This window comes from Allobosea psychrotolerans, from assembly GCF_002917105.1.
Classification (GTDB): Bacteria; Pseudomonadota; Alphaproteobacteria; order Rhizobiales; family Beijerinckiaceae; genus Allobosea; species Allobosea psychrotolerans.
This window is the reverse complement of record NZ_PQFZ01000001.1, coordinates 323,967-341,249: the sequence shown is the minus strand read 5'-3', so window position 1 is coordinate 341,249 and position 17,283 is coordinate 323,967. Positions and strand designations below refer to the sequence as shown.

The 17,283-nt window shown below is 65.4% G+C and carries 16 protein-coding genes; 9 read left to right on the top strand and 7 right to left on the bottom strand.

Annotated features, from left to right (window positions below):
* Positions 1-39 precede the first annotated feature (39 nt).
* From CYD53_RS01680 to CYD53_RS01655, 6 genes are all read left to right on the top strand, one after another.
* Positions 40-1,257 carry an MFS transporter gene (locus tag CYD53_RS01680; protein ID WP_103716384.1) on the top strand — a complete coding sequence of 406 codons (1,218 nt, stop codon included), beginning with the start codon at positions 40-42 and terminating at the stop codon, positions 1,255-1,257.
* A 64-nt stretch (positions 1,258-1,321) separates the two neighbouring features.
* The gene (locus CYD53_RS01675; RefSeq protein ID WP_146055794.1) at positions 1,322-1,612 is read left to right on the top strand and encodes a hypothetical protein; all 291 of its coding nucleotides are present in this window, start codon (positions 1,322-1,324) and stop codon (positions 1,610-1,612) included.
* A 265-nt stretch (positions 1,613-1,877) separates the two neighbouring features.
* The gene (gene carB / locus CYD53_RS01670) at positions 1,878-5,240 is read left to right on the top strand and encodes a carbamoyl-phosphate synthase large subunit (protein WP_103716382.1); all 3,363 of its coding nucleotides are present in this window, start codon (positions 1,878-1,880) and stop codon (positions 5,238-5,240) included.
* A 115-nt stretch (positions 5,241-5,355) separates the two neighbouring features.
* Positions 5,356-5,832 carry a transcription elongation factor GreA gene (gene greA / locus CYD53_RS01665; protein ID WP_103716381.1) on the top strand — a complete coding sequence of 159 codons (477 nt, stop codon included), beginning with the start codon at positions 5,356-5,358 and terminating at the stop codon, positions 5,830-5,832.
* 189 nt (positions 5,833-6,021) lie between these two features.
* A complete protein-coding gene (locus CYD53_RS01660; RefSeq protein ID WP_103716380.1) occupies positions 6,022-6,537 on the top strand; it encodes a hypothetical protein in 516 nt (171 codons plus the stop codon).
* A gap of 108 nt (positions 6,538-6,645) precedes the next feature.
* Positions 6,646-7,125, top strand: coding sequence for a hypothetical protein (locus CYD53_RS01655; RefSeq protein ID WP_103716379.1), 480 nt, complete (start codon positions 6,646-6,648; stop codon positions 7,123-7,125).
* On the opposite strand, the gene CYD53_RS01650 is transcribed toward CYD53_RS01655, so the two are convergent.
* Positions 7,110-7,571, bottom strand: a complete 462-nt coding sequence (locus CYD53_RS01650) for a GNAT family N-acetyltransferase (protein WP_103716378.1) — start codon at positions 7,569-7,571, stop codon at positions 7,110-7,112. The genes CYD53_RS01655 and CYD53_RS01650 overlap by 16 nt on opposite strands.
* Before the next feature lie 7 nt (positions 7,572-7,578).
* A complete protein-coding gene (locus tag CYD53_RS01645; protein ID WP_092168696.1) occupies positions 7,579-8,043 on the bottom strand; it encodes an Lrp/AsnC family transcriptional regulator in 465 nt (154 codons plus the stop codon).
* Between the two features lie 141 nt (positions 8,044-8,184).
* Between CYD53_RS01645 and CYD53_RS01640 the strand changes: the two genes are divergently transcribed.
* The 3 genes from CYD53_RS01640 (at position 8,185) to CYD53_RS01630 (ending at position 11,260) form a co-directional block, all read left to right on the top strand.
* Positions 8,185-9,174, top strand: coding sequence for a mitochondrial fission ELM1 family protein (locus tag CYD53_RS01640; RefSeq protein WP_245928032.1), 990 nt, complete (start codon positions 8,185-8,187; stop codon positions 9,172-9,174).
* Between the two features lie 87 nt (positions 9,175-9,261).
* Entirely contained in the window at positions 9,262-10,227 is a 966-nt protein-coding gene (gene trxB / locus CYD53_RS01635) for a thioredoxin-disulfide reductase (RefSeq protein ID WP_103716658.1), read from the top strand.
* Between the two features lie 142 nt (positions 10,228-10,369).
* Positions 10,370-11,260: a LysR family transcriptional regulator gene (locus CYD53_RS01630; RefSeq protein WP_092167121.1), complete on the top strand. Its 891-nt coding sequence runs from the start codon at positions 10,370-10,372 to the stop codon at positions 11,258-11,260.
* A gap of 720 nt (positions 11,261-11,980) precedes the next feature.
* On the opposite strand, the gene CYD53_RS01625 is transcribed toward CYD53_RS01630, so the two are convergent.
* The 5 genes from CYD53_RS01625 to CYD53_RS01605 form a co-directional block, all read right to left on the bottom strand.
* Positions 11,981-12,544 carry a methylated-DNA--[protein]-cysteine S-methyltransferase gene (locus CYD53_RS01625; RefSeq protein WP_103716657.1) on the bottom strand — a complete coding sequence of 188 codons (564 nt, stop codon included), beginning with the start codon at positions 12,542-12,544 and terminating at the stop codon, positions 11,981-11,983.
* Positions 12,545-12,656: 112 nt separating this feature from the next.
* On the bottom strand, positions 12,657-13,613 hold the full coding sequence (gene msrP / locus CYD53_RS01620; RefSeq protein ID WP_103716376.1) for a protein-methionine-sulfoxide reductase catalytic subunit MsrP: 957 nt from the start codon (positions 13,611-13,613) through the stop codon (positions 12,657-12,659).
* A 143-nt stretch (positions 13,614-13,756) separates the two neighbouring features.
* Positions 13,757-14,866, bottom strand: coding sequence for a 3-isopropylmalate dehydrogenase (leuB, locus tag CYD53_RS01615; protein ID WP_103716375.1), 1,110 nt, complete (start codon positions 14,864-14,866; stop codon positions 13,757-13,759).
* A 222-nt stretch (positions 14,867-15,088) separates the two neighbouring features.
* Positions 15,089-16,678, bottom strand: coding sequence for an ABC transporter substrate-binding protein (locus CYD53_RS01610; protein WP_103716374.1), 1,590 nt, complete (start codon positions 16,676-16,678; stop codon positions 15,089-15,091).
* A gap of 121 nt (positions 16,679-16,799) precedes the next feature.
* Positions 16,800-17,186, bottom strand: coding sequence for a RidA family protein (locus tag CYD53_RS01605; protein WP_103716373.1), 387 nt, complete (start codon positions 17,184-17,186; stop codon positions 16,800-16,802).
* Positions 17,187-17,283: the final 97 nt, after the last annotated feature.

Below are 17,283 nucleotides of genomic sequence, written 5' to 3'. Positions count from 1 at the left end.
ATTGAAATTCCGGAAAACCGGATTTGGAAGGACTGTCCCATGGACGCACGTCTTCTCTGGCTGGCCGGGGGCGCTTTCGCCATCGGCACCGGCACGCTGATCATCACTGGGATCCTGCCCAATCTCGCCACCGGCTTCGGCGTCTCTGTCGATACTGCCGGCCTCCTGCTCACCGCATTCGCCATCGCTTATGCAATCGGCTCCCCGGTGCTCTCGACCGTTTTCGGCAATGTCGAGCGCAAGCACGTCCTGGCCGGATCGTTGGCCGTCTTCACCCTCGCCAATCTCGGGGCGACCCTGGCCGCTGATTTCTCGCATCTGATGGCAGCGCGCGTCGTCATGGCGCTCGCCGCCGGCGTCTACATGCCCGCAGCCAACGCCGTCGCCGTCGCACTGGTTTCTCCAGAACGGCGGGCGCGGGCGATCGCGCTCGTCACCGGCGGCATGACGGTCGCGCTGATTCTCGGCGTGCCGCTCGGCACGGCGGCGGCGGCTGCCGGCAGTTGGCACCTCGCCTTCCTGCTCGTCGGCCTCTTCGGCGCGCTGGCGCTCATCGGGATCCTGTGGAGGCTGCCTGTCGGCCTGCCGCGCGGCGCCAACACTATGGCCGAGCGGCTCGCCGTGGCGCGCCGCGGCGACATCCTGCTGGCGTTGGCGACGACGATGCTGTGGACGACCGGCGCCTTCACGCTCTACGGCTACATCGCGCCCTTCCTCGCCAACCATGCCGGCATCGCTGGCCCCTGGCTCGGCGCAGTGCTGGTCGTCTCGGGCATCGGCTCGGCGCTCGGCAACCAGCTTGGCGGCATCGCAAGCGACCGCTACGGGCCGGAACGCACGCTCGTCGTCGTTCTCACCGTACTGGCGGCCACGCTCGTCGCCGCCTCGCTGGTCGCGGTGACGCTGCCGCCCTCCATCGCCATCTTCATCATCCCTGCGATCCTGCTGGTCTGGAGCGCCGCGGGCTGGGCAGGGCACCCCTCGCAAATGTCCAGGCTTGCCGCGATGGCGCCCGATACGGCCGTGATTGCGCTCTCGCTCAATGCCTCCGCGCTCTATGTCGGCATCGCAGCAGGTTCGACGCTCGGCCAGCTGACATTGCACCATCTCGGCACCTGGCCGCTGGGCTTCGTAGGAGCCGTCTGCGAGGTCGCAGCACTCGCCGTGCTCTGGTTGGCATTGCGCCGCAAGCGCACCGTCGGGCGCGACGACAGCGACATCACCGAGATCGCAGTCGCCGCTCCGCCTGCGCGCTAGCGGCAACGGGGCGCCCGCCGCCCAAGAGTTCCTTGACCCGAGTTGTATCGGATTGAAGTTTGACTTGGGAAAAGAGCTGGACTGGTCCGGTCGTCCCGACTGGGGCAAGATCAGTGGTCAGAAGATCGATTCCGGTGACAAAGCCCCTGAGGAAACAATGGCTAAGAAGATCATAGTCGCCTTCCTTCTCACTCTGGTGCTGACCTGGGTGTTCTGGCGGCTTACCGGATTCCTGGCGGTCAGTCGTGAAATCGATAATGTCCTGTTCGCGGCAAGCCCCGTTCTCGCGATCGTCCTCTCCGTGCTGCTCGTCCGCTCTAGATTGATGGCTGACAATCGCAGGGGTGCGGACTGATCCCCCTGGGCTCGGCCTGAGCCTGTCATGCGGGTTTGATGTCGCTCGGTGTGGAAGCCCGCCTCCTCGTCAAATCACTCGACGCCGGCAAGGTCGCGCTGCTCAACCCTCTGTGTGTTGGCATGGGCCAGGCGCGCTTTCCGCTTCCCCCAACGGCTCCTCACCTCTATAGCGAGCGCCTAGCATTCATTCAGGCGCTCGCTTGGTCTCCGCTCGCTCGATCGGACCGGGGCTGCGCGCGCCCGCGAACATTTGGCCAGAGACCATGCCCAAGCGCACAGACATCAAGACAATCCTGATCATCGGCGCCGGCCCCATCATTATCGGCCAGGCCTGCGAATTCGACTATTCCGGCACCCAGGCCTGCAAGACGCTGAAGGCCGAGGGTTACCGCATCGTCCTTGTCAATTCGAACCCGGCCACGATCATGACCGATCCGGATCTGGCGGATGCGACCTATGTCGAGCCGATCACGCCCGAGGTCGTCGCCAAGATCATCGAGAAGGAGCGCCACGTCCTGCCCGGCGGCTTCGCCCTGCTGCCGACCATGGGCGGCCAGACCGCGCTGAACTGCGCGCTCTCGCTCAACAAGAAGTCGCTGACGGATGCATCAGGCCGCTCGATCAGCGTGCTGGAGAAGTTCGGCGTCGAGATGATCGGCGCCACCGCCGAAGCCATCGACAAGGCCGAGGACCGCGAGCTCTTCCGCGACGCGATGACCAAGATCGGCCTCGACACGCCGCGCTCGCACCAGATCAAGACGCTCGGCCAGGCGCTCGACGCCCTCGACGACATCGGCCTTCCCGCCATCATCCGCCCGTCCTTCACAATGGGCGGCACTGGCGGCGGCATCGCCTACAACAAGAGCGAATTCATCGACATCGTCGAGCGTGGCATCGACGCCTCGCCAACCAGCGAGGTCCTGATCGAGGAGAGCGTGCTCGGCTGGAAAGAGTACGAGATGGAGGTGGTCCGCGACAAGAAGGACAACTGCATCATCGTCTGCTCGATCGAGAACATCGACCCGATGGGCGTCCATACCGGCGATTCGATCACGGTGGCGCCGGCGCTGACGCTGACCGACAAGGAATACCAGATCATGCGCGACGCCTCGCTGGCGGTGCTGCGCGAGATCGGCGTCGAGACCGGCGGCAGCAATGTCCAGTTCGCCGTCGACCCTGCAACTGGGCGCATGATCGTCATCGAGATGAACCCGCGCGTCTCGCGCTCCTCGGCGCTCGCCTCCAAGGCGACCGGCTTCCCGATCGCCAAGGTCGCGGCGCGCCTGGCAGTGGGCTACACGCTCGACGAGATCGAGAACGACATCACCGGCGGCGCGACGCCCGCTTCCTTCGAGCCGACGATCGACTATGTCGTCACCAAGATCCCGCGCTTCGCCTTCGAGAAATTCCCCGGCGCCGAGCCGACGCTGACCACCGCGATGAAGTCGGTCGGCGAGGCGATGGCGATCGGCCGGACCTTCCAGGAATCGCTCCAGAAGGCGCTGCGCTCGCTGGAGACCGGTCTCGACGGCCTCGACGAGATCGAGGTCGACGGCATGGGCCATGGCGACGACAAGAACGCGATCAAGGCCGCGCTCTCGACGCCGACGCCCGACCGCATCCTGCATGTCGCCCAGGCCATGCGCTTCGGTTTCACCGACGAGCAGATCCATGAGAGCTGCAAGATCGACCCCTGGTTCCTCGCCCAGATGCGCGAGATCGTCGACATCGAGGAGAAGGTGCGCGCCCACGGCCTGCCGCAGACGCCCGGCGCCTTCCGCCAGGTCAAGGCGATGGGCTTCTCCGACAAGCGCCTCGCCGCGGTCGCCGGAAAGACCGAGGCCGAGGTCAAGGCGCTGCGCCGCTCGCTCGATGTCAGGCCCGTCTACAAGCGCATCGACACCTGCGCCGCCGAATTCGCCTCGCCGACGGCCTATATGTACTCGACCTACGCCATGCCCTTCGCCGGCAAGGCCGATGACGAGGCGCGCCCCTCCGACCGCAAGAAGGTCGTCATCCTCGGCGGCGGTCCCAACCGCATCGGCCAGGGCATCGAGTTCGACTATTGCTGCTGCCATGCCTGCTACGCGCTGCGCGACGCCGGCTACGAGACCATCATGGTCAACTGCAATCCCGAGACCGTCTCGACCGACTACGATACGTCGGACCGGCTCTATTTCGAGCCGCTGACCGCCGAGGACGTGCTCGAGATCCTCGACACGGAGAAGCAGAACGGCACGCTGCATGGCGTCATCGTCCAGTTCGGCGGGCAGACCCCGCTGAAGCTGGCGAACGCGCTGGAAGAGGCCGGCATCCCGATCCTGGGTACCTCGCCCGATATGATCGACCTGGCCGAGGATCGCGACCGCTTCAAGCGCCTGCTCGACAAGCTGCATCTCAAGCAGCCCAAGAACGGCATCGCCTATTCGGTCGAGCAGGCCCGCATGATCGTCGCCGAGCTCGGCCTGCCCTTCGTCGTGCGCCCGTCCTATGTGCTCGGCGGTCGCGCGATGGCGATCATCCATGACGAGACCCAGTTCGAGAACTACCTGCTCGGCACGCTGCCCAGCCTGATCCCCTCCGAGGTCAAGGCGAAATACCCCAATGACAAGACCGGGCAGATCAACACCGTGCTCGGCAAGAACCCGCTGCTGTTCGACCGCTATCTGTCCGATGCCATCGAGGTCGATGTCGACTGCCTCAGCGACGGCAAGGAGGCCTTCATCGCCGGCATCATGGAGCATATCGAGGAGGCCGGCATTCATTCCGGCGATTCGGCCTGCTCTCTGCCACCGCGCTCGCTTTCGCCCGAAATCATCGCCGAGCTGGAGCGCCAGACCAAGGCGATGGCATTGGCGCTCGATGTCGGCGGGCTGATGAATGTGCAATACGCCATCCAGAACGGCGTCATCTACGTGCTCGAGGTGAATCCGCGCGCCTCGCGCACCGTGCCCTTCGTCGCCAAGGTCATCGGCATCCCCGTCGCCAAGGTCGCAGCCCGCATCATGGCCGGCGAGACTCTGGCGAGCTTCGCGCTGAAGTCGGAGAAGCTCGACCATGTCGGCGTCAAGGAGGCGGTCTTCCCCTTCGCGCGCTTCCCGGGCGTCGACGTGCTGCTCGGGCCGGAAATGCGCTCGACCGGCGAGGTCATCGGGCTCGACCGCTCCTTCGACATCGCCTTCGCCAAGAGCCAGCTCGGAGCCGGCTCGAAGGTGCCGGTCAAGGGCACGGTCTTCGTCTCCGTACGCGACGAGGACAAGCCGCGCATCGTGCCCAGCGTGCGCATCCTCGCCGATCTCGGCTTCCGCATCCTCGCGACGGGCGGCACGCTGCGCCTGCTCCAGGATGAAGGCATCGCCGCTTCCAAGATCAACAAAGTGCTGGAAGGCCGCCCGCATGTGGTCGACGCCATCAAGAACGGCGAAATCCAGCTCGTCTTCAACACCACCGACGGCCCGCAGGCGCTGGCGGATTCGCGCTCTCTTCGCCGAACGGCCCTCTTGCACAAGGTTCCCTATTATACCACCTTGGCCGGAGCGATCGCAGCGGCGGAAGGCATCAAGGCCTATTGCAGCGGCGATCTCGAGGTTAGATCGCTGCAATCCTATTTCGTGCGCGCAGCCTGACGGCGGCGCGCGGGACATAGAGTTCGGCAGTTTTAAAAAATGAACGAATGCCACGGACGCAGGCCGCGAAACAGGCGGCCGGCGGCTTCTGGCTTTCGCAATTCGGGATGAGACTATGGAAAAGGTTCCCATGACCGCGGGCGGCTTCGCTGCCCTCGAGGCGGAGTTGAAGGATCGCCAGCAGGTGCAGCGTCAGCGCATCATCCAGGCGATTTCGGAAGCGCGCGCCCATGGCGATCTGTCGGAGAACGCCGAATATCACGCGGCCAAGGAAGCGCAGGCTCTCAATGAAGGCCGCGTCCAGGAGCTGGAATCTCTGATCGGCCGCGCCGACATTATCGACGTCGCCAAGCTCGCCGGCGGCGACACGATCAAGTTCGGCGCAACCGTGCAATTGATCGACGACGACACCGAGGAGAAGAAGATCTACCAGATCGTCGGCGAGCCGGAATCGGATGTGAAGTCCGGCAAGGTCTCGATCGGCTCGCCGATCGCGCGCGCGCTGATCGGCAAGAAGGTCGGCGATTCCGTGCAGGTCAACACACCCGGCGGCGGCAAGTCCTATGAGGTCGTCAGCGTCCAATTCCGCTGACGGGTGCCCCCTCACCCGGCGCGGTTTGCGACGCCGGTGCGCCCCTTCGATTTGAACTTGTGTGCGCGCCCCGCGTTCATGCCTGGGGGCGCGCCAATGTTTCCGCGAAAAGTGACGCAGACACCATCCGGGGATGGGAATCGTCGGATCGGCGCGCTATCCTCCCGCCCAGTAGCTGGAGACAGGCTCATGAGCACCCGCCGCACCGTCCTTGCCGCCTCGCTGGCGGCGCCTGCCATGGTTCTGGCATCCCTGCGCCGCGCCGAGGCGCAGGCACAGGTTTCGTCGATCGGCGCGATTCATGTCGATGTCTCCAGGCTGGCAGCGCAGGGCTGGGGCTCGAACGCGCTCGCCATCAAGATCGGGCTGGAGCAGGAGCTGACGGCAGCGCTGGGACCGGCCCTGCGACGCGGCGCCGGCCCGACCCTGAACGTCGCCGTACGCGGCGTCTTCCTGAACAGCTATGCCGGCGGCGGCGGTGGCGGCGGGCATGTCGGTAGCGGCGCGAGCCAAAGCTCCGATTCCTTCGACAGCGAGGCCACGCTGGTCGGGCGCGGAAACCGGATCATCGCGACCTATCCGGTGCTCACCACCGTGCCCGCGAGCGCGGCCGGCCCCTGGTATCTGCCCGATATCGACCAGCGCCGCCTGACCGGGCTGATCCAGACCAACGCCGCATGGATCAAGCGCTACGTCTCCGGCTGATCACGACCGCGCTACCGCCATGGCGAGGCGCCTGCGCCTGATCTAAGGTCTCTGCAGTCGGCATCGCTGTCGCGTCGCGAGTGGATGTCGGGATGACAGGAGCAGATCATGTTGAATCGTCGCGTCCTTCTCTCCGCCGCGCTTGCCGCACCAGTTATCCTGGCCGCGACCGGGCGCTCCGCCCTTGCCGCCGGCGCCGTCCAGGTCGATGTCTCGCGCCTCGCCACGCAAGGGCTCGGCCCCAATGCGGCGCGCATCAAGCTCGCAATGGAGCGTGAGCTCGCAGGCGCACTCGGCCCCAGTCTCCAAGGCCGCGGCGCTTCGCTCGTCGTCAGGGTCCTGGGCATCAGCATGCCGAGCTATTCCGGTGGAGCGACCGGCTTCGGCGGGGCGGGCGCCGATGACGGCATGGAATCGGAAGCGACGGTGATCGGCCCCGACGGACGCGTCATCGCGACCTATCCGGTGCTGTCCTCCTCCTCGGCCGGCATGGCCGGCAACTGGTACACGCCCGGCATCGACACGGCGCGCATCGACAGCATGGTGCGCACCAATGCGGGCTGGATCAGGCGCTATGTCGGTGGCTGATCGGGGGGCCGCCTGATCTGGAAGGCGGTCTTGCCGCGCACGAAGCCGCAGGACTCGTAGAAGGCGAGGACGGCGGGGTCCGAGCGCCCGGTCATCAGCATGACCTTGTAGCAGCCGGCGGCCCAAGCCTGGGCGAAAGCCGCCTGGATCACGCGCTTGCCTAAACCGTGCCCGCGCATCGCCGCCAGCGTCACCACGTTCTCGATCATGGCGAAGGGGCTCTGGTTGCGCGTCAGATTGGGCACGATCACCAGGACGCAGGTCGAGACGGCGCGCCCATCGACTTCAGCGACATGGACGCTGACCATCTCGGTGGCGAGAATCGTAGCCCAGGTCTCGGCAGCGTCCTCGGGCCGCGGCAGCTCGTCATCGGTGCTGAGTTCGGCATAGAGCGCCAGGAGCGCCGGAAGATCGTCCGAAACGGCCTTGCGGAGGATGACCTGCATCGCCGCCTCAGCCGAACGGTACGATCGGCTCGTCCTTGACCCGGTCGAAGGCGAGCGCGGTGCGGACATTGCGGACATTGGGCAACGCCGTCAGATCGCCGACGAAATCCTGGAAGGCCTTGAGGTCGGGCGCGACGCATTTCAGCATGAAATCGATGTCGCCCGAGAGCTTCCAACATTCGCGCACCGCATCCCAGGCCCGGATGCGCGCCTGGAAGGCTTCGAGATCGGGCTCCGCCTGGCTGGCGAGATGCACGAAGGCGAAACAGACCACATCCAGCCCGAGCTTGCGCTCGTCGAGCAGGGCGCGATAGCCGGTGATCAGCCCGGCCTCCTCCAGCGCGCGGACGCGGCGCAGGCAAGGCGGCGGCGAGATCCCGACGCGGCTCGCCAGCTCGACATTGGTCATGCGCCCATCGGCCTGGAGCTCGCGCAGGATGCGCAGGTCGATGTCGTCGAGTTTTGAACGCACGAAAGGCCCCGAAAGAAGGTCGCGCTGGTGTAGACGCAGCACAGACGCGATACAAGGCATCGACCGTGCCAGCCAAGAGCCGGATCAATGCGAAAAGCCGGTTCCCATTTTTTAGCATCCTGCTCTAGGAGCGCGCCCGCCTTGCCTGCACACCCGCTTCCGACAATCTGGGTCCTGACCGATGGCAAGGCCGGCGACGAGGTGCAGTGCCTCGGCGTGGCCGAGCGTCTCGGCGTCGTGCCTGAGATCAGGCGCGTCGCGCCACGCGCGCCTTTCGTCTGGTTGATGCCGCGCGGGCCGATCGACCCTCGCGAAGGACCGGAACGGGAGGGCAGCCCGATTCGCCCCCCCTTCCCCGACATCGTCATCGCCTCGGGCCGGCGCGCGGTCGCCTATCTGCGCGCTGTCAAGAAGGCGTCGAACGGCCGCAGCTTCACCGCCATCCTGAAGGACCCGCGCACGGGGACCGCCGCAGCAGACTTCATCTGGGTCGCCGAGCACGACCGCCTGCGCGGACGCAACGTGCTCGTCACCACGACCTCGCCGCACCGGCTCGCGCCGGAGCAGCTGGCGCAGGCCCGCGCGCATCCGCCCGACGCGATCGCGGCCCTGCCCTCGCCACGTGCGGCAGTCATCGTCGGCGGCGACAGCCGGCACCATAGCTTCCGGCCCGCAGATATCGCGCGCTTCGCCGGCCTGCTCGACCTGCTCGCGACATCAGGCGTGGCGCTGATGGGCTCACGCTCACGGCGCACATCGGCGGCGCTCGACGCGGCGGTCGCCGAGGTCTTTGCCCGCCACAAGGGCTGGTGGTGGAATGGCACGGGCGAGAACCCCTACGTCGCGCTGCTCGCCAATGCCGACGCGATCGTCACGACGGCCGATTCGACCAACATGATCGGCGAGGCGACCGCCGCCGGGGTGCCGATCCTGGTCTTCGAACCGCATGGCGGCCACGGCAAGCTGGCGAAATTCCTGGAGGCGCTGAAGCGGCAAGGCGCTGTGCATCACTTCGAGGGGCATCTTGCTGGCGCGCGCTATGAGCCGCTAGACTCGACGGCCGAGATTGCAGAGGCAGTCCGCCAGGGCTGGCTCAGGCATCGGGCGGCACTCGGGCTTGCCGAACCTTGAGCCGGTGCGGCCTTGCACCGGCCGATCGAGACCGTATCTGATTGAATGAAGTCGCGGCATCGGCCGCGCAAACGGGAATATGAGACGATGGCCCATACCCATGCCCGCGTCATGATCGTCGGCTCCGGCCCCGCCGGCTACACCGCCGCGATCTATGCCGCCCGCGCCATGCTCGAGCCGGTGCTGATCTCCGGCATACAGGCCGGCGGCCAGCTGATGATCACCACCGACGTCGAGAACTATCCCGGCTTCGCCGATGTGATCCAGGGCCCCTGGCTGATGGAGCAGATGCGCGCCCAAGCCGAGCATATGGGCACCAGGATGGTCTCCGACCACATCTCGAAGGTCGACCTCTCCCAGCGGCCCTTTCGGCTCTGGGGCGATGGCGGCGAGACCTATTCCTGCGATGCGCTGATCGTCGCGACCGGCGCGCAGGCAAAATGGCTCGGCCTGCCCTCCGAGCAGACCTTCCAGGGCTTCGGCGTCTCGGCTTGCGCCACCTGCGACGGCTTCTTCTTCCGCAACAAGGAGGTCGTGGTCGTCGGCGGCGGCAATACGGCAGTCGAGGAGGCACTCTACCTCGCCAACCTCGCGAGCAAGGTCACGCTGGTTCACCGCCGCGATTCGCTGCGCGCCGAGAAGGTGATGCAGGATCGGCTGTTCAAGCACCCCAAGGTCGCCGTGGTCTGGGATAGCGAGATTGCCGAGATATGCGGCGGCACGCAGCCGCCCAACGTCACGCATCTGCGCCTGCGCAACCTCAAGACCGGAGCGGAAAGCGAACTCAAGACCGATGGCGTCTTCATCGCGATCGGCCACAAGCCTGCGACCGAGCTTTTCGTCGGCCAGCTCGCCATGCGTGATTCGGGCTATCTCGACGTCGTCCCCGGCACCGCCCAGACCAATATCCCGGGCGTTTTCGCAGCGGGCGACGTCACCGACGAACATTACCGCCAGGCCGTGACGGCAGCGGGCCTGGGCTGCATGGCCGCGCTTGATGCCGAACGCTGGTTGCAGGCGAGCGAATTGGAACGGCGGCAGGCGGCCGAGTGAGATCACACCACGATAGATCACCAATTGTGATGGATTTCGTCACCAGATTCAGTGCGAAAAAAGAACATCAATGTCACGCAGACATTGACCTGCAATGGTTTTGCCCCCCAACATGCACGAAACGCATAACGGGGGGACCGCGGTGGATTGGGACCGCATCAGGATTTTTTATACCGTCGCTGAATCCGGCAGTTTTACCAAGGCGGGAGACGTTCTGGGCCTGAGCCAATCTGCGGTTAGCCGCCAGATCGGCGCGCTGGAGCGCGAATTGCGTGCGCCCTTGTTCCATCGGCATACGCGCGGGCTGATCTTGACCGAGCAGGGCGAGTTGCTCTGGCGTGCTGCGCGCGAGATGACGCAGCGCCTGGAGCGAACCCGCGCCCAGCTTTCGGAGACGCGCGAACACCCTTCCGGCGAGCTCAAGGTCACCGCGACGCGCGGCCTGGGCGGACACTGGCTGACGCCCCGCCTCGCCGAGTTCCTGGACCTCTATCCCGACATCAAGGTCGAGCTCATCCTCACCGACGAGGAACTCGATCTCTCGATGCGCGAGGCCGACATCGCGATCCGGCTGCGCCAGCCGCAGCAGCCTGACCTGATCCAGCGCAAGCTCTTCACCGTGCATTTCCACGTCTACGGATCGCCGGCCTATGTGAAGCGCTTCGGCGAGCCCAAGAGCTATGAGGAGCTGGACAACCACCGCATCCTCTCCTTCGGCGGCACCTCGCCATCCTACCTCACGGCCGTGCACTGGCTGGGTACGCTGGGTCGTGACCAGCGCAACCCGCGCCCGATCCATCTGACCGTGAACAACATCACCGCGATGAAGCGCGCAGTCGATTCGGGCGCCGGCATCGCCGTGCTGCCGGACTATCTGATCGAGACCGGCTCGCCCCTGATGCAGTTGCTGCGGGAGACCGAAATGCCGCAGCTCGAGAGCTATCTGGTCTATCCGGAAGAAATGAAGTCGGTCGCCCGCGTGCAGGTGTTCCGCGACTTCCTGATCCAGAAGGCGCAGCGCTGGACCTACTAGAGCGTTCTCGAGCGAAGTGAACACCGCCCCCCCCCCGCGACAAACGCGAAGCGTTTGCGCGGAGAAAACGCGCTAGAACGAAAAGCTGGAGCTGTTGAACGATCCAATTGGATCGAAAACGGCTCCGGGGGATTGCGCGGAAAAGTGATTACCGGTTTTTCGCGTGAGCGATGCTCCAGACTTTTCGAATCGATCACGGTTTTTGCACTCGGATGTGGCTATCCGAGTGCGACATGAGCTGGGCCCGGCTTTCAGGCAAAAGCCGTCTTGCGCATCACGCGAGGCGGCTTTTCTGCGTCAGACGCATAAGACTCCAACAAATTCGTGACAATTTACAACTATTTAGCGATCATCATGCGCAAGGCGCATAGCCGATACAATCTATGCTGCATTGCAAAAAGGCAGCTGCTGCCCGATATAGCAAACACGGTTGTTCGCAACGGGCTCCGCTACCTCCTCCCGGCGTTGAGTTCGTTGCAGCCGTTCCCCTCTGAGATGTTTGGCGCTTGCGCTGGATGTTTCAAACTTCAAAGGCCGGCTCCCTCGGGGGTCGGCCTTTTTTTCATGCATTTTCGGCATGCCTGAAACGCGCCGAGACAATTTATGTCATGGTGGCGCTTGCCCCGACATCCACGTCTTCGCTGATCGAAACCTGCGTCCAAACGTAAGACGCTCGCCACAAAGGCGGCATGACGGCTGCGCGTCTCCGAAAGTCGCCCGCTACCGCCGCCGCGCTTCCAGGGGCAGCGCCCCGAACAGGCTGGGCTCGGCGCTGGTGCGCGCTTTCTCGATCGTCAGCATACGCAATTTGGTCTCGACACCGCCATCGGCGGAGAACCCGCCGGTCTTGCCGCCGGCCGCCAGCACGCGATGGCAGGGCACGATGATCGGCCACGGATTTGAGCCCAGCGCCATACCGACCGCACGAGCTGCGCCCGGCTCGCCGATACGGACCGCGACCTCGCCATAGGTCAGCGTCTCACCCGGCGGGATCGTCAGTGCAACGTCATAGACCTTGCGGTTGAAGGCCGGCGCGCTGTCGAGATCGATCGGCAGATGCGCAAGATCGCGCGGCTGCCCCTCGAGAAGCGCCCGGATTTCGTCCATGGCGCTCGTAATGAAGGCGACGGGTGCGTCCTCGCTCGCCTCCGGAAAGCGCCGCGTCAGGCGCCGGCGCGCCGTCTCCTCGTCGCGTTCGGGCAATTGCGCGCCGATGATGCGCTCGCCCTGCCAGGCCAGCGCGCAAGGGCCGATCGCCGTGTCGAAGAAAACGAAATGCTGCATGACGGCCTTATAGCCCAATGGCGGCAGCCGCAGAAGGCTCTCACGAGTTCGCCGACATCTGAGCCGCCTGGCAGAAAGCCGCGTCAGACCGCCGCAACGCTAGAATTCGCGCTCAGACATAGAGCCGCTCGCCCTCCAAGCCCTTGTAGAGCCCCGCGACCTGCTCGGCATAGCCGTTGAACAGCAGCGTCGGACGGCGCTCGCGCGTACCCAGCACCTGCTCGCTCGCCTGGCTCCAGCGGGGATGCGGAACCTCGGGGTTCACATTGGCCCAGAAGCCGTATTCGGAAGCCTGCAGCCCCTCCCAGAACGTCTTGGGACGCTCGGTGACGAAGGAGATCTTGCTGATCGACTTCACCGATTTGAAGCCGTATTTCCACGGCGTGATCAGGCGCAGCGGCGCGCCATGCTGGGGTGGGGTCGGCTTGCCGTAGATACCCGTCACCATCAATGGCAGGTCGTTGGTCGCCTCAGCGATGGTCAGCCCCTCGGTATAGGGCCAGGGATACCAGCGCTGCGACTGGCCGGGCGCGACCTTCGGGTTCATGAAGGTCTCGAATTTCACGTATTTCGCTGATGAGAGCGGCTTGGCGAATTCGACCAGCGACTTCACCGTGAAACCGGTCCAGGGCACCGCCATCGACCAGGTCTCGACGCAGCGGAAGCGATAGAGCCGCTCCTCCAGCGTCATCTTGCGGATCAGATCATCGATGCCGATCTCCATCGGCTTCTCGACCAGGCCATCGATCGCGATCATCCAAGGCCGCGTCGCCAGCCGCTTGGAGGCGCTGGCGACATCCTTGGACGTGCCGAACTCGTAGAAGTTATTGTAGTTCGCCGCCAGATCCTCCTCCGTCACCGGCCGGTCGAGCGTGTAGGCGGCGTTCTTCTTGGCGGGGTAGAGATCGAGCGTCGGGTCGGCGCCTTGCGCAGCGGCGAGCCTCGGCAGGGCCGCGCTCGCGATCAGCCCCGCGCCCGCGCCGAGCAGGCCGCGGCGGTTCATGAAGACGGCCTCGGGCGTGGCCTGGCTTTCGGGCATTTCCCAGCCAGCGTGGCGTTTGATCAACATCGGACGGACATGCTCCGTTTCAGATGCGATCAGTCTAGCGCACGCTCCGAGGTCACACGCAACTCACGAGGGAGAGAGGTGAAAGGGCAGTCGGCAGTCGGACCGTTCCTAACTGCCTACTGCCTGCTGCCCACGCAACAGCCTCAGCCCCGTGCCTCCAACGCCTTGACGATCGCAGCCCCCATCTCGCTGGTCGAGACGGCGTTCGTGCCGGGCGCGGCGATGTCCTTGGTGCGCGTGCCGGAGCCGAGCACGTCGGCGATAGCGCCCTCCAGCCGGTCCGCGGCTTCGATCGCCCCGAAGGAATAGCGCAGCGCCATGGCAAAGGAGCCGATCATCGCGATCGGATTGGCCAGGCCCTTGCCGGCGATGTCCGGGGCCGAGCCGTGGACGGGCTCATAGAGCGCCTTGCGCTTGCCCGTGACGGCATCTTCCGCGCCGAGCGAGGCCGAGGGCAGCATGCCGAGCGAGCCGGTCAGCATCGCCGCGACGTCCGACAGGATATCGCCGAAGAGATTGTCGGTGACGATGACGTCATACTGCTTGGGCCAGCGCACGAGCTGCATGGCGCAGTTGTCGGCGAGCACATGCTCGAGCTCGACATCGGCATAGTCCTTGGCGTGCAGCGCCGTGACCGTCTGCTTCCAGAGCACGCCGGTCTTCATGACATTGTGCTTCTCGGCCGAGGAGACCTTGTTGCGGCGCGTGCGCGCCAGCTCGAAGGCGACGCGGCAGATCCGGTCGATCTCGGGGGTGGTGTAAACCTGGGTGTCGACACCGCGCTTGGAGCCGTCCTCCAGCGTGACGATCTCCTTGGGTTCGCCGAAATAGACGCCGCCGGTGAGCTCGCGCACGATCAGGATGTCGAGGCCTTCGACGACCTCGGGCTTGAGCGAGGAGGCCGAGGCCAGCGCCGGATAGCAGATGGCGGGACGCAGATTGGCGAAGAGTCCCAGGTCCTTGCGCAAGCGCAGCAGGCCGGCCTCGGGGCGGTGCTGATAGGGCACATCGGCCCATTTCGGCCCGCCGACCGCGCCGAACAGCACGGCATCCGCGTCCTGGGCGAGCTTCATGTCGCCTTCGGAGATCGCCTGCTTATGCGCGTCATAGGCGCAGCCGCCGACGAGCCCTTTCTCGATCGCAAAGCCGGCAAGGCCCCGCTTCTCGAACCAGGAGACCACGGTCTCGACCTGGGCCATCACCTCGGGGCCGATGCCGTCGCCGGGCAGGAGCAGGAGCTTGTGGGTCGCCATGGATCGCCTCGCGCGTGGTTCTTGGTCTCGCTCCGGCCTGAAAGCCCAGCGTGGCGTGATTACGAGCGGAAGCGCGCGGAGGCAAGCGCATCACGTTGCGGGCAGCCTCGCGGCGCGCGCAGATCCGTCATCGCGAAGAGCGCAGCGACGAAGCAAGCCAGGGGCACGGAGCGGAACCTCCCGGATTGCTTCGCTACGCTTGCAAGGGCGACCAGGCTCGCCTCAGGCCTTCTTCTCCATGTTCCAGAAGAACTGCGCCGGCGAGAGCACCATGCCGGTCAGGCTCTTGCGGAAGGCCATAGGCTGCTGCACCAGCCCGGCAGGAACATAGGGCACGAACTCGAAGGCGCGCCGCTCCAGTGAGGCCGCGATCTCCTTCTGCTTTCCGGCATCCGGCTCGGCGATCCATTGATCGCGCAGGCCTTCCATCGCCGGGTCGTCCGGCCAGCCGAACCAGGCGGCGCCGCCATTGGCGCGCATCAGCGGGTGCAGCGCGGGGTTGAGCGTGTCAGCGCAGGACCAGAGCGTGTGGAAAGCCGACCAGCCGCCCTGTTCGGGCGCGCCGCGATTGGCGCGCCGGCCGATGAAGCTCGCCCAGTCGGTGGCGACGAGCTCGGAATTGATGCCGAGCTTCTTGAACAGATCCTCGGTCACCAGGCATTGCTGATAGGCGATCGGCTGGTCGGCCGGCGCAAGCAGCACGACCTTCTCGTCCTTGTAACCGGCCTCCCTGAGCATGGCCTTGGCCTTCTCGATATTGGCCTGCATCGCTTCCGCGCCGCCCGCCCCGGTCGACATCGGCGAACCCGGCGTGAGGAAGGTCTTGGCCTCCTGATAGTACGCCTTGTCGCCGACCACGGCTTCCATGTAGTCGGTCTGGTTGACCGCCATCATCACGGCGCGGCGGATGCCGGGGTTGTTGAAGGGCGGCTGCATCTGGTTGAAGCGCATCAGCAGGAACAGGCCGAGCGGCACGTTCTCGATGGCGATGTCCTTGTTGCCCTTGAGCACGGGCAGGAGATCGACCGGCGGCTGCTCGTACCAATCGACCTCGCCCTGCATCAGCGCGCCGACCGCCGCGGAGGCTTCCGTCAGCGCCACCCACTCGATGCGGTCGATCCTGGCGACCTTGCCACCCGCCGCCCAGGACGGCGCTTCCTCGCGCGGCTTGTACTTGGCGAAGCGCTCATAGATCGCGTTCTGGCCGGGCACCCATTGCTTGTCCATGAAGCGCCAGGGGCCGGAGCCGACGGCCTCGGTGATGTTCTTCATGTGGTCGGTCGCCGCGACCCGCTCGGGCATGATGAACGGCACGTTCGACGACAGCTTGCCGAGTGCCGCCGGCAGCATCGGGAACGGCTTCTTCAGCCGGATCGCGAAGCTGCGCTGGTCGAGCGCGTCGTAACCTTCAACGAAAGTCGCGAAGGTCTGGCCGAAAGCGTCGCGCTTCGACCAGCGCGCGATAGAGGCGATGCAATCCTGTGCCCGGACCGGCTGATCGTCATGGAAGAACAACCCGTCGCGCAGCCGGAAGGTCCATTTCAATCCGTCCGGCGCGGTCTCCCAGGCTTCGACCATCTGCGGCTTGATGCCGAACTGCGCGTCGGTCGCGAACAGGGTATCATATATCAGATAGCCATGATTGCGGATCACATAGCTCGTCGCCGTGATCGGGTCGAGCGACGGCAGGGGCGTCGACGGGATGAAGCGCAGGATATTGCCGCGGCTTTGCGAAAAAGCCCGGTTCGGCATGAAACCAGAAGCAGCGAGCGCGGCCGCTCCCTTCAAGGCATTGCGGCGATTGATCGGCATGGCATCTCCTCCTGCTGTCCGGGTCAGCTCGTTGATCTGCCCAACTCAAGCAAGAGATATACCAGACGTCAATCACTCATCGGCCATCGCCGCACGGCCTCTGCCGCTACGGCAGGCGCGGTCACGGCACCAGCCGCGCGGTGACCTCGATCTCGACCTTCATCTCGGGCTTGAGCAGCCCGGCGACGACATAGATGCCGGCAGCCGGGCGGATCTGCCCGAAGACCTCGCCGCACACGCCCAGCACCGGCTCGCAATAGCTCCGGTCAGTGACGAAATACTGCGCCCGCACCACCTGCGAAAGCGACGAGCCGGCCTCCGCCAGCACGGCCTGGATCGTGCGGAAAATATTGCGCGCCTGCTCGGCTGCATCCTCCGGCAGCGTCATGCTGGTGTAGTCATAGCCTGTCGTGCCGGAAACGAAGACGAGATCTGCGTCGATCACGGCGCGGGAATAGCCGAAGGCGCTCTCGAAGGGTGAACCGGTGGAGATGAGGCGGCGGGTCATGCGATGGCTCCGATGAGATCACCCGCCCTGTCTGGAATCGGGCGGCGCGTCATGACACCCGATTTCTGCGCGCGGCGGAAAGCACCGGATTCAGCCC

Coding starts and splice junctions, on each gene's coding strand:
- msrP (WP_103716376.1), bottom strand. CDS start 13,613: ATGTTGATCAAACGCCACGCTGGCTGGGAAATGCCCGAAAGCCAGGCC.
- CYD53_RS01660 (WP_103716380.1), top strand. CDS start 6,022: ATGAGCACCCGCCGCACCGTCCTTGCCGCCTCGCTGGCGGCGCCTGCC.
- carB (WP_103716382.1), top strand. CDS start 1,878: ATGCCCAAGCGCACAGACATCAAGACAATCCTGATCATCGGCGCCGGC.
- trxB (WP_103716658.1), top strand. CDS start 9,262: ATGGCCCATACCCATGCCCGCGTCATGATCGTCGGCTCCGGCCCCGCC.
- CYD53_RS01680 (WP_103716384.1), top strand. CDS start 40: ATGGACGCACGTCTTCTCTGGCTGGCCGGGGGCGCTTTCGCCATCGGC.
- CYD53_RS01605 (WP_103716373.1), bottom strand. CDS start 17,186: ATGACCCGCCGCCTCATCTCCACCGGTTCACCCTTCGAGAGCGCCTTC.
- CYD53_RS01625 (WP_103716657.1), bottom strand. CDS start 12,544: ATGCAGCATTTCGTTTTCTTCGACACGGCGATCGGCCCTTGCGCGCTG.
- CYD53_RS01655 (WP_103716379.1), top strand. CDS start 6,646: ATGTTGAATCGTCGCGTCCTTCTCTCCGCCGCGCTTGCCGCACCAGTT.
- CYD53_RS01650 (WP_103716378.1), bottom strand. CDS start 7,571: ATGCAGGTCATCCTCCGCAAGGCCGTTTCGGACGATCTTCCGGCGCTC.
- CYD53_RS01610 (WP_103716374.1), bottom strand. CDS start 16,678: ATGCCGATCAATCGCCGCAATGCCTTGAAGGGAGCGGCCGCGCTCGCT.
- leuB (WP_103716375.1), bottom strand. CDS start 14,866: ATGGCGACCCACAAGCTCCTGCTCCTGCCCGGCGACGGCATCGGCCCC.
- greA (WP_103716381.1), top strand. CDS start 5,356: ATGGAAAAGGTTCCCATGACCGCGGGCGGCTTCGCTGCCCTCGAGGCG.